The 11,587-nt window shown below is 61.9% G+C and carries 10 protein-coding genes; 7 read left to right on the top strand and 3 right to left on the bottom strand.

The genetic code is table 11. The features are described from left to right. The first annotated feature begins 40 nt into the window (after positions 1–40). The 3 genes from ACFQDI_RS21570 to ACFQDI_RS21560 are packed head-to-tail and all read left to right on the top strand — an operon-like array spanning position 41 to position 3,288. A complete protein-coding gene (locus tag ACFQDI_RS21570; protein WP_377170813.1) occupies positions 41–427 on the top strand; it encodes a four helix bundle protein in 387 nt (128 codons plus the stop codon). Between the two features lie 36 nt (positions 428–463). Further along, on the top strand, positions 464–1,882 hold the full coding sequence (locus ACFQDI_RS21565) for a DUF1501 domain-containing protein (RefSeq protein WP_377170811.1): 1,419 nt from the start codon (positions 464–466) through the stop codon (positions 1,880–1,882). Further along, positions 1,882–3,288 carry a DUF1501 domain-containing protein gene (locus ACFQDI_RS21560; RefSeq protein ID WP_377170809.1) on the top strand — a complete coding sequence of 469 codons (1,407 nt, stop codon included), beginning with the start codon at positions 1,882–1,884 and terminating at the stop codon, positions 3,286–3,288. Before ACFQDI_RS21565 ends, ACFQDI_RS21560 begins: the two co-directional genes overlap by 1 nt. 423 nt (positions 3,289–3,711) lie before the next feature. Here ACFQDI_RS21560 and ACFQDI_RS21555 read toward each other — a convergent pair whose 3' ends face one another. The 3 genes from ACFQDI_RS21555 to ACFQDI_RS21545 form a co-directional block, all read right to left on the bottom strand. Beyond that, the gene (locus ACFQDI_RS21555; protein WP_377170807.1) at positions 3,712–5,091 is read right to left on the bottom strand and encodes a Gfo/Idh/MocA family protein; all 1,380 of its coding nucleotides are present in this window, start codon (positions 5,089–5,091) and stop codon (positions 3,712–3,714) included. Between the two features lie 565 nt (positions 5,092–5,656). Beyond that, positions 5,657–6,133: a MogA/MoaB family molybdenum cofactor biosynthesis protein gene (locus tag ACFQDI_RS21550; protein WP_377170805.1), complete on the bottom strand. Its 477-nt coding sequence runs from the start codon at positions 6,131–6,133 to the stop codon at positions 5,657–5,659. 20 nt (positions 6,134–6,153) lie between these two features. Beyond that, complete coding sequence (locus tag ACFQDI_RS21545; protein WP_377170803.1) at positions 6,154–8,529, bottom strand: carboxy terminal-processing peptidase; 2,376 nt, start codon at positions 8,527–8,529, stop codon at positions 6,154–6,156. 106 nt (positions 8,530–8,635) lie between these two features. On the opposite strand from ACFQDI_RS21545, the gene ACFQDI_RS21540 reads away from it, so the two are divergent. The 4 genes from ACFQDI_RS21540 (at position 8,636) to ACFQDI_RS21525 (ending at position 11,499) form a co-directional block, all read left to right on the top strand. Beyond that, positions 8,636–9,253, top strand: a complete 618-nt coding sequence (locus tag ACFQDI_RS21540) for an MBL fold metallo-hydrolase (protein WP_377170801.1) — start codon at positions 8,636–8,638, stop codon at positions 9,251–9,253. After that, entirely contained in the window at positions 9,253–10,326 is a 1,074-nt protein-coding gene (gene rlmN / locus ACFQDI_RS21535; protein ID WP_377170799.1) for a dual-specificity RNA methyltransferase RlmN, read from the top strand. The genes ACFQDI_RS21540 and rlmN overlap by 1 nt, the downstream gene beginning before the upstream one ends. A 103-nt stretch (positions 10,327–10,429) precedes the next feature. After that, the gene (locus ACFQDI_RS21530; protein WP_377170797.1) at positions 10,430–11,080 is read left to right on the top strand and encodes a DUF1361 domain-containing protein; all 651 of its coding nucleotides are present in this window, start codon (positions 10,430–10,432) and stop codon (positions 11,078–11,080) included. Between the two features lie 2 nt (positions 11,081–11,082). After that, positions 11,083–11,499: a thiol-disulfide oxidoreductase DCC family protein gene (locus tag ACFQDI_RS21525; protein WP_377170795.1), complete on the top strand. Its 417-nt coding sequence runs from the start codon at positions 11,083–11,085 to the stop codon at positions 11,497–11,499. Positions 11,500–11,587 lie beyond the last annotated feature (88 nt).

Raw genomic sequence — 11,587 nt, 5'->3', positions numbered from 1 at the left:
CTGTTCGCGGTTCTCAGTTGTCCAATCATTAAAGCTTCACATGAAAATCGAACGTTTTGAAGACATTGAAGGCTGGCAGCTTGCACGCGAACTTTGTCGTTCTGTTTATGAGTTGGCAAAGAACAGCCCGCTTGGCAGGGATTTCTCGCTCAAGGATCAAATGGTCAGATCCTCCGGCTCCATTATGGACAACATCGCCGAGGGGTTCGATGGCGGAACCAATCGAGAATTCATCCGCTTTCTTCAATATTCAAAGCGCTCCTGCTCCGAACTGCAAAGCCAGCTCTACCGCTGTCTGGATCAAAGCTACTGCTCACAAGATCAATTCGAGACGATCTACAACCAAACAGCACTCACTCGCAACAAGATCGGTGCATTCATAAACTATCTCTCGAAACACCTCGAACGCCGCACGGCCACCAACTGAACTCAATCGAGAACCGAGAACAGAGAACAGAGAACAATGAACTCCCCCCTTTCCCGCCGCCAGCTCCTCTCCCGCGCCTCCACCGGCTTCGGCATGGCCGCGCTTGCAGGTCTCATGCAAGAGGAAGCCAAGGCAAACACGCCTTTGGTCAATCGCGCCAAACGCTTCGCGCCCAAAGCACGCAGTGTCATCTTCCTCTACATGAGCGGCGGTGTCTCGCATGTGGACTCCTTCGATCACAAGCCGCTGCTTCAAAAGTATGCGGGCCAGCCGATGCCCGGCGCGGTGAAGAAGACACAGTTCAACAACAACGGCACGGTGCAGCCCTCGCACTGGGATTTCAAACGCTACGGACAGTCCGGCCTGGAGGTCAGCGATCTCTTTCCGCAGATCGGCGGTGTGGTGGACGAGCTCTGCCAGCTCCGTGGCATGACGGCCAAATTCAGCGAGCATGCGCAGGGAAATTTCTTCATGCACACCGGCTTCCCCTTCCTCGGCTATCCCAGCGCAGGAGCATGGACAAGCTACGGGCTCGGCACCGAGTCGCGCGATCTTCCCGGCTACATCGTGCTGCAGAGCGGTGGTGCCTCCACTCCGCATGGCGGCGTGGGTTTGTTCAGCAACGGCTTCCTGCCTGCGCAGCATCAGGCCAGCATTGTGAAGGCAGATGAAGCCGAAGCCGTCGTCAACATCCGCCCACGCCAGTCGCAGGACATGCAGCGCAAGCAGCTCGATTTCATCGGCGCGATGGACCGCCGCTTCGTCAGCACCACGCAGCATGACAGGCATGTGGAGGCCGCCATCTCCAACTACGAGATGGCCTGGCGCATGCAGTCCGCCGTGCCGGATCTTTGCGACATCTCCGGCGAAACCGAAGCCACCAGGAAGCTTTACGGTCTCGACGACCCCGAGCCCAAAAAAGCAGCCTACGCCCGCCAGTGCCTGCTGGCACGCAGGCTGGTGGAGCGCGGCGTGCGCTTCATCGAACTGAGCACGCTGGCCTACAACGTGGGCGGTGGCAACGGTGCCAACCCATGGGACCACCACGGCGCGATCAAGGAAGGCCACGGCAAGATGGCGAACCAGATCGACCAGCCCATCGCCGCGCTTATCAAAGACCTGCGCTCGCGCGGGCTGCTGGACAGCACGCTTCTCGTCTGGGCCGGTGAGTTTGGCCGCACGCCCTTTGCCCAGGGCACCAATGGCCGCGACCACAATCCCTACGGCTTCACCGTCTGGATGGCCGGTGGTGGCGTCAAAGGCGGCCACGTGCACGGTGCCACCGATGACTTCGGTTACAACGCCGTCGAAAACATCTCCACCGTCTATGACATGTGGGCCACCGTGCTGCACCTCATGGGCATCGACCACGAGCAGCTCACCTACCGCTTCAGCGGTCGCGATCTGCGCCTGACGGATGTGCATGGCAACGTGCTCAAAGACATCATCGCCTGATGAATTCCCTCCTCTCACGCCGCCAGATGCTCGCCAATGCCTCAACCGGCTTTGGCATGGCGGCGCTTGCGGGATTGATGCAGGCAGAGTCTCCCGTGCATCGCGCCAAACGCTTTGCCCCGAAGGCCCGCAGCGTGATCTTCTGCTACATGAGCGGCGGTGTTTCCCACCTGGACTCCTTTGATCCCAAGCCGCTGCTGGAAAAATACGCCGGGCAGCCCATGCCGGTGGAGGTGAAGAAGACGCAGTTCAACAACAACGGCACCGTCCAGCCCGCACACTGGGCTTTTCATCGCCACGGCCAGAGCGGCATGCCGGTGAGCGAGCTCTTCCCGCACATGGCCACGCTGGCGGATGAGATCTGCGTCATCCGCAGCATGACGGCCAAGTTCAGCGAGCACGCGCAGGGAAATTTCTTCATGCACTCCGGCTTCCCCTTTCTCGGTTATCCGAGCGCTGGTGCCTGGGCCAGCTATGGTCTTGGCACGGAGTCGCGTGACCTTCCCGGCTACATCGTGCTGCAAAGCGGCGACGCCACGGTGCCGCACGGCGGTGTGGGTGTCTTCAGCAACGGCTTCCTGCCCGCGCAGCATCAGGCCAGCATCATCAAGGCCGATGCCGAGGAAGCCGTGAAAAACATCCGCTCTGCACAGCCACGCGAAAGGCAGCGCCGCCAGCTCGATTTCATCAGCACGATGGACCACCGTTTTGCCAGCGCAGCTCAGCATGATGTGCATGTGGACGCCGCCATCGCGAACTACGAAATGGCCTGGCGCATGCAGTCCGCCGTGCCCGAGCTCTGCGACATCTCCGGAGAGACCGAGGCGACGAAAAAACTCTACGGCATGGGCGGCCCTGATGACACGCGCACCGCCTACGCGCGCCAGTGCCTGCTGGCGCGGCGTCTGGTGGAGCGCGGTGTGCGCTTTGTGGAGCTGAGCTGCCTGCCCCAAAAACTCGGCAGCGGCACTCAGGCAGCGAATCCCTGGGATCAGCACGGCCAGATCAAAAAAGGCCACGCCAACATGGCCTATCAGGTGGACCAGCCCATCGCTGCCCTCGTCAAAGATCTCAAATCACGCGGCCTGCTGGACAGCACGCTCGTCATCTGGGCCGGCGAGTTTGGCCGCACGCCCTTTGCGCAGGGCACCGACGGCCGCGATCACAATCCCTACGGCTTCACCATCTGGATGGCCGGGGGCGGCATCAAGCCCGGCCACATCTACGGCGCCACGGACGACTTCGGCTACCACGCGATCGAAAACGCCTGCACCGTCTATGACATGTGGGCCACGGTGCTGCACCTCATGGGCATCGACCACGAGCAGCTCACCTACCGTTTCAGCGGAAGAGATCTGCGCCTCACGGATGTGCACGGCAACGTGCTGCGCGATGTGATCGCGTAATACCACGCACAGCTGAAAACGGGTCTCATGGGTGGAAGCCAGCATCCCATGCGGCCAGCCAGCGCTCTGGAGGAGAGGGATCGTCCCGATCCCTCACGCGCCCGCATCGCCCTGCATTCTCGTGCCGCCACAAAGCCGAGCCTCCCTCATCATCCAGCGCCATCGCACATCCGCGAATATGCTGCAGGTAGGGGGATCAAGATGATCCCCCTCCGTCGGATCGTGCCTCCACCTTCAGACCCGTTTTCAACGCATCAGGGTATAAGAGGCAGGATGGGTGTGGCGACAGCCCGCCCGTCCTTCAGCGTACCGCAACCGCCATGGAGCAAGAGCACCCTCGCAGTCGGGCGGTTTGGCGAAGCAACCTATGGATGCTGCAAAATGCAGCGCGCCAAACACACCCAACCTACGGGCAGACACGTCCTACACCTCCAGCTTCCACGGACCGCGATACTCGCGGCCCAGCAGCTTGGCGGCATCGGCATCGCCGAGGATCTCCTCTTTCGCGGGGTCCCACTTGATGGAGCGGTTCACGAGGAAAGAGATGAGCGCCAGGTGGCCCGGGGTCGCGCTGTGGTGCGCGGTTTCCACGGGGGTCACGGTGGGCTGGCGGCTCTTCACACAGTCGAGGAAGTTGCGGTGATGACCCTTGGTTTCGTAGAGGCGGGTCTTGATGACGTCGTCTCCCAGCTTCGGTGCCTTGGCCACTTCGATGATCTCGCTCTTCGGGTCCTTGTCGTCCTTGCGCTTCTTGACCGTCTGCCTGAAGGCCGGGTTGGAGCAGTCATACGCGCCGCCGCGGTTCACATACACCCAGCCGTCCGTGCCGATCCACTTGGTGCCCATCTTGATGTCGTCATGGCCTCCTGCAATGGTCATGGTGATGCCGCCGGCATACTTGGCCTCGGCGCGGTATTTGGTGGCGGTGTTCCAGATGTCCGTGCGCGGCGGCATGTCCACCTGGATGGGGTTCACCTCTTCCGGACCGCTGCTGTCCATGCCCATGCCCCAGTGGGCGATGTCGCAGTGGTGGCCGATCCAGTCGAGAAGCTGGCCGCCGCCGATGTTGTAGTCCCAGCGCCAGTTTTTGTGCACACGGCACTCGATATAGTCCTGCATCGTCGCAGGCCCGATCCACATCTCGTAGTCCAGCTCAGCAGGCGGCGGTGTCACGCTGCGCTTGTCCCCCGTCTTGGCAAAGTCATTGTGTCCGGCAGGCAGGCCCACGTGCACTTCCTTGAGCTTTCCGATGAGGCCGTTGCGCACGATCTCCGCACCGATGCGGAAGTTGTCCTCGCTGCGCTGCCAGGAGCCCGTCTGCCAGATGCGGCCGTGCTTCTGCACTGCCTTCACAATGGCCTGCTGCTCGGCGATCGTGCGCGCCAGGGGCTTCTCGCCGTAGATGTCCTTGCCGTTTTTTGCGGCTTCGATGGCGGTGAGGGCGTGCCAGTTGTCCGGCAGCGCCAGCATCACCGTGTCGATGTCCTTGCGCGCCATCACCTCGCGGTAGTCGTGGTAGGGCTTGCAGTCCTGGTTCTTGTACGCGCCGTTGATGGTGTCGAGCGCCTTCTGCAGATTGCGTTTGTCGATGTCGCACGCAGCCACGATCTGGCAGTCCTGCTCCTGGAGAAATTTAGCGGTGTTGCTCGGCCCCATCATGCCCCAGCCAAAGACGGCCATGGTGATCTTGCTGGAGGGGGCGTTCTGCCCCAGCACGCTGGCCGGGATGATGGTGGGAAAGCCGATGGCGGCGGCGGACTTGGCAAGGAACTGGCGGCGGGAGGAAACAGGGATGCGTTTCATGGCGGTGGTGGGGCTGATTACTGGAGGATTAAAACGAGAGTCCGAGGACAAGTCGAGCCGCAAAATGCAGGCTCGGTGAATGAAGCAGCCTGCTCATACCACGCACAGCTGAAAACGGGTCTCAGGGGTGAAAGCCAGCATTCCATGCGGCCAGCCAGCGCACCGGAGGAGTGGGATCGTCCCGATCCCACACGCTCCCGCATCGCCCTGCGCCCTCGAACATCCACGAACACGCTGCAGGTGGGGGGATCAAGATGATCCCCCTCCGTCGCTGCGGCGAAGCCTCCGGCGGAGTGGGATCGTCCCGATCCCACACGCTCCCGCATCGCCCTGCGCCCTCGAACATCCACGAACACGCTGCAGGTGGGGGGGATCAAGATGATCCCCCTCCGTCGGCTCGTGCCTCCACCTTCAGACCCGTTTTCATCGCATCGTGGTATCAATCGCGAGAGCGTCCTGGAGTGCCCCAGTCCTCTGGAGCTTTTCGCAGGCCATACAACGTTCAAAAGCGCCGGAGGACCGGCGTACGGCAAAACGCAATGCGCACGCGCTTGCAAATACCAACTTAGCAGCTTGTCGGCACCCGCTGGGCCAGCTTGACCGTGTGCGGGATGGCCCCGAGCACAAAGCCGAGGCAGTCCACGGCACCCTGAGGTTTGCCCGGCAGGGCGATGACCAGACTGCGCTCCACCACCGCTGCAAGGCTGCGGGAGAGGATGGCATTCGGCGTCAGTTCGAGCGACTTCATGCGCATGAGCTCGCCAAAGCCGGGAATCTCCACCCGCATGATGCCACGGATAGCCTCGGGGGTGACATCCCGCTCGGCGATGCCCGTGCCGCCGGTGGTGAGGATGAGCGCGCAGCCTTGGGCGGAAAAGGAGCGGACAGCTCCCTGAATGCGCTGAAGATCATCGGGGACGATCGCCTCTGCGGCGACCGTCCAGCCATAACCTTCCGCCGCTTTTTTCAGCGCCGGACCGCCCAGATCCTCGTACACGCCCTCGCTGGCGCGATCAGACACGGTGATGATGCCAACCTGCATTCTCGATGGAAAGAGGGCGGTTACTGAGCCTGGGGCTTGGCAGCAGCTGCAGCCTTGTCCTCAGTCTTGGCGGCGGTGGTGGGCTTGTGGTCAAGCTCCAGCAGGTCGCGCAGGATGTGGATGGTTTCCAGTTTCACAGGCTCCACGCCGTAGGGGAATTTGGACTCGTCGCTGCCGCTGTCGTCATCCTTGGAGGCCGTGCGCATGCCGGAGTTCATCTCCTTGCTGAAGGCGGACTCAGGCACCAGGTCGGGCTTGTCCACATTGTCCAGCGTGAGGTGGTAGGTCTTGAAGCCGTTCTCCTTGATGCGCTCCGCCACTTCCTTGACGCGCTTGGCGCGCTCTTCCGTCTGCTTGTCACGGCGCGCTTCGGTGTCGAGGCGCTCCTTCTCACGATCCTGCAGGTTCAGGGAGACGGTGTTGCGGTCGATCTTTTCCTTCAGGCGCCGGGACTCTTCGACCACGTTCTGAAATTCAGGATTGGCAGCGATGCGGCTCTTCACACGTGCGTTGATCTCCTCGACCGGGAACGCATCCTTGCGGAAGAGGGGGTACTTGCGCGGAGGAATGGTGTCATAGGGCAGCGCATTTTCTGCGGAGGATTCGCCGATGTCCAGCACGTCGCGGATCGACGGCAGCGGGACGTCAGACTCCACCCCTTTGAGCTGGGTGGAACCACCTGCGATGCGGTAGAACTTCTGGATCGTCACCTTGAGGTCACCGGCACCCTTTTTGTCGCTGAAGAAGGGCATGTAGCGCTCCACTGGCAGGATGGTCTGCACCGTACCTTTGCCAAAGGAGGCCTTGTCACCCACGATGAGCGCACGGCGGTAGTCCTGCAACGCAGCGGCCAGAATTTCAGAGGCCGAGGCGCTGGCCTTGTTGATAAGGACGATCATCGGGCCGTCATACACGGGCTTTTCGTTTTCGCAGTCGCGCCAGGTGATGCTGCCGCGCCAGTCCTTCGCCTGCACCACCGGGCCGGCAGGAATGAAGAGGCCGGTGAGCTTGATGGCTTCATCCAGGGAGCCGCCGCCGTTGTCACGCAGGTCCAGCACGAGGCCGTCGATCTTTTCCTTCATCAGCCGGCGCAGCAGGCGCTCCACGTCCACGCTGGTGCTGACGGTGTTGTTTTCCATGTCGGCATAGAAGTTGGACAGGTTGATCCAGCCCACCTTGAGTGTCTTGCCCAGATCCGGAGGCGTGACGAGGAGCTCGGCATTGGCGAGCTTCTCCTTGAGCGGCACTTCATCACGCACAATGGCGATGATGCGGGTGCCGGAGGGATCGTCCGCAGGGACAATCTTGATGCGCACGGTGGTGTTCTTTTCGCCGCGGATCATGTCCACGATCTTCTGCAGCTTGAGGTACTTCACGTCCACAAATTCGTCATCTCCCTGGGCCACGGCGATGATGCGGTCGTTGAGCTTGAGCTGGCCCTGTTTGTCTGCCGGACCACCCACCACGATGCCCTGGATCTCAGCGCCGTCGTCCTTCTGACCGAGCAGCGCACCAATGCCCACCAGCTTGTGCTGCATGTGGATCTTGAAGTTGTCGCTCTCGTCCGTGCTCATGTACTCGGTGTGCGGGTCGTAGGCGGTGGCCAGGCTGGAGAGGAAGAAGTTCACCACGTCCTTGGTGTCGTTTTCGTCGATGCTTTCGAGCAGACGTGTGTAGTCCTTGAGCACGCGCTCCTTGGGAGTCAGGTCTTTTTCATCCTTCTCCTTCTTGGCAGCGATCTTGGGGGCTTCTGCAGCAGGCTTCTGCGGTGCGGGGACTTTGCCGGCTTCAGGCGCAGCCTCGGGCTTCACCTCGGCGGCGGTGTCGGCCTTCTTGGCGGCGGCCTTTTCCGCCTTTTTCTTTTCATCGCGCTCGCGCGTCTCGTCGGCGATGCGCTCCGCGAGCAGGTTGTCTTCGATGATGTCGAGCCAGAGCTTGTCCTGCTCCGCCTTGTCCTTCGGCCACGGAGCCTTGTCACGCTTGATCTCGATGGTGCGCTTGGAGTCAAAGGTGAATTTGTTGCTCTCCAGAGCCTTCTTGAGGAAGTCCACGCGCTCCTTCACGCGCTCCTTGTAGATGTCATAGATCTCGATGGCCGGGCTGATGTTCCGCATCAGCACATGGTCGTCGAGGGTGGTCTCATACTTGTCCTTGAAGCTGGCCACATCCTGCTCGGTGAAGAAGATGTGCTTGAAGTCCAGCATGTTGAGGTAGTTGTGCAGCATCACCCCGGACACCTTGTCGTCGAAGTCCTGCTTCGAGTAATGGTGGTTTTGCAGCATGTAGGCCACATGCATGGCCACCTGGCCAAAGTTAGTCTCCGCTTTCGCTGCAGGAATTAGAAGCGCGAGGGCGGTTGCCGCAGCCGCGACGGGGGTGAGTAGGTAGCGAGTCATGGTGGGGGTCGTCCAAATCTATAACGAACCTCGCGGTGCGTTTTGCGTTCAGATTTTGCCTTTTCTGGGTTGAAATGTCCAACTCTTTCCCGTCTTTCGCCATCCCATGCCTGAAATCTCCACCTACACCGGCGGCATCGCCGCAACCAACGGCCACGTCCTCACCCTGCCCGGCGGCACTCTGCTGGTGGACGCCCCAGATGGCATAGGCTCATGGCTTAAGCAGCAAAAAATCAAAGTCGATGCCCTCTTCCTCACCCACCAGCACTTCGACCACGTGCTGGATGCCGCCGCCATCAGGGCCGAGCACGGCTGCCGGGTTTACTCCTTTGCCCCGTATTCCCGCGAGCTGACACTGGAGATCCTCTACGGCGCGGTGACAGGCAGTCCCTTCTCCGTCCCCCCATTTGAGGTGGATGAAGTGATCGAAGGCCAGAGCCAGATCGAAGTCCTCGGCGAAACATGGAAGCTGTATCACGTGCCCGGCCACTCCCCTGACAGCATGTGTTTTCACCTGCCTGCACAAAACCTGCTCTTTGGCGGAGACGTGCTCTTTCTGGACAGCGTCGGACGCACCGATTTTCCCAATGGATCCGGATCGCTGCTGCTCAGCGGCATCATCAAGAAGCTCTTCGTCCTGCCAGATGCCACCCGCGTCTTCCCCGGCCATGGCGATGACACCACCATCGGCCGCGAGAAGCGCGAAAACCCCTACCTCACCTGATGCCGCAGTCTTTCCATGACCTGACCTTTGACCAGCTCCGCGAGCACATCGTGGCCGCGGGTCTGCGTCCGGCGCATGCGGGCACGCTCTGGAACACCCTGCACTTCCGCGCCATGCAGGATCCCCTGGCCCGTGAAGATCTCCCCCCGCCGCTGCGCAGATGGCTGACCCAGGTGCTGGGAGACGGCTCATGGATGCTCGATGCGCCGCCGGTCTCTCTGGACACCCCCAGCAGCGACGGCCTGACGCACAAATTCCTGCTCCGCATGGCGGACGCGCAGGAGATCGAGACCGTCATCATGGGCTACACCGGCCGCCACACGGCGTGCATCAGCACCCAGGCCGGCTGCGCCATGGGCTGCGTCTTTTGCGCCACCGGCCAGATGGGTTTTGTGCGCCACCTCCGCCCCGGGGAGATCGTGGCCCAGGTGCTGCATGCGCAGCGCAGCGTGCGCGCCAAGGGGGAAAAAGGCCTGCGCAACCTTGTCTTCATGGGCATGGGCGAGCCCCTGCACAACTACGACTCCGTGATGACCGCCCTGGACATCATCTGCGACACGCGCGGGCTCAACATCGGCCCCAGCAAGATCAGCGTCTCCACCGTGGGCGTCGTCCCAGGCATCCTGCGCATGGCGGCGGAAAACCGGCCCTACAACCTGGCCGTCAGCCTGCATGCCGCCACGGAGGAGGAGAGAGCCAAGCTCATCCCCGCCAACCAGCGCTGGCCGCTCACCGAGCTCATGGCCGCCTGCCGCAGCTACAATGCTCAGACCGGCCGCCGCATCTTCTTTGCCTGGACCTTGATCGAGGGCGTCAACGACACCCCGGAGCACGCGCGCCGCATCGCGGAGCTGCTGCAGGGACTGGATGCACACATCAATCTCATCCCGCTGAACCGCACCGACGGCTACACCGGCACCGAGAGCAGCGACAGCGCCGCAGACGCCTTTCACCGCATCCTGCAAGACGCCGGATTTCCCTGCACCATCCGGCAAAGGCGTGGCATCGACGTGGCGGCGGGCTGCGGCCAGCTCAAGGCGGCGAAGCGGGAGCGGCGCAAGACCACCGCCTGAGGCCGTCGCCCGATGAACTCCGCATGAAGGCTGCGTGAATTCGTCTTCACAAATCCGGCGCCGCTTGCCGTTGCCTTCCTCATCGGCGTATCATGACGCCGCCATGTCTCCCCGCGTCTTTCTGCTGTATCTCCTCGCCTGTCTGTGGTGCTGCATCGTGCTGAATCTGCGCATGCAGATGGCCGGGCATCACTACTACGCCTTCATGCTGTGGAATCTCTTTCTGGCCGCCATCCCGCTGGGCCTCAGCCTGGGTCTGCGCCGGGTCAGGCGCCCCATCCTGGCACTGCCGCTGCTGGCCGCGTGGCTGCTCTTTTTCCCAAACGCGCCCTACGTCCTCACGGACCTCATGCACCTGAGCGAGCACCCCGGCGGCGTCCCCAAGTGGCTCGATCTCCTCATGCTGCTTTCCTTTGCCCTCGTCTCGCTCGGGCTCGGCTTTCAGTCTCTGCACATCGTGCAGCACTGGTTTGCGCGGCAGTATTCCCATGCCACCGCCTGGTGTGTGAGCATTGGCGCCCTGGGCCTGAGCGGCTTTGGCATTTACCTCGGCCGCTTTGACCGCTGGAACAGCTGGGACCTCCTGCACCGGCCCGCCTCCCTGCTCAGCCGCATCGCCACCTACATTCTTCATCCCATGGCCCACACACGCACCTGGAGCTTCACGCTTGGCTTCGGCACCCTGCTCATCTTCGCCTACCTCTTCTGGTTTTCGTCCGTGCCAACCGCTCAGGACAATCGTAAGCTCGACTAGCCTTGCCCCACTACGATCCCAGCCGCGACCACCTGCTTCTCTTTGATGGCATCTGCCATCTCTGCGATGCCAGCGTGCGCTTCATCGTGAAGCGTGATCTTCAGGCGAAAATCAAATTCGCCCCCATCCAGAGCCCGCTGGGCAGCCAGCTCTATGCGCAGCATGGCCTCGATCCCGCCGCGCCCGACACCATGCTTTTCATCACTCCCCGCGGCGCCTTCAAGGCCAGCGACGCCGCTCTCGAGATCGCCCGCACGCTCGGCGGCCCGTGGAAACTCGCACTCATTTTCAAACTCCTGCCAAGAGCCCTGCGCGACGCCGCTTACGGCTTCATCTCCCGCAATCGCTACCGCTGGTTTGGCAAAGACGAGTCCTGCATGATGCCCACGCCGGAGCTGAAAGCGCGGATGCTGGAATAGTACGATAGGCACTCATGCCTGTCGGTCAGCGCTCTCGCAATCCCCCAAGCCTGCACCCAATTAAAATCTATCGACGCAAGCGTTAGCC

The sequence above is a fragment of the Prosthecobacter fluviatilis genome, from assembly GCF_042655725.1.
Classification (GTDB): domain Bacteria; phylum Verrucomicrobiota; class Verrucomicrobiia; order Verrucomicrobiales; family Verrucomicrobiaceae; genus Prosthecobacter; species Prosthecobacter fluviatilis.
The sequence above is the reverse complement of the archived record's forward strand: the minus strand, read 5'-3'. Positions and strand labels throughout refer to the sequence as shown.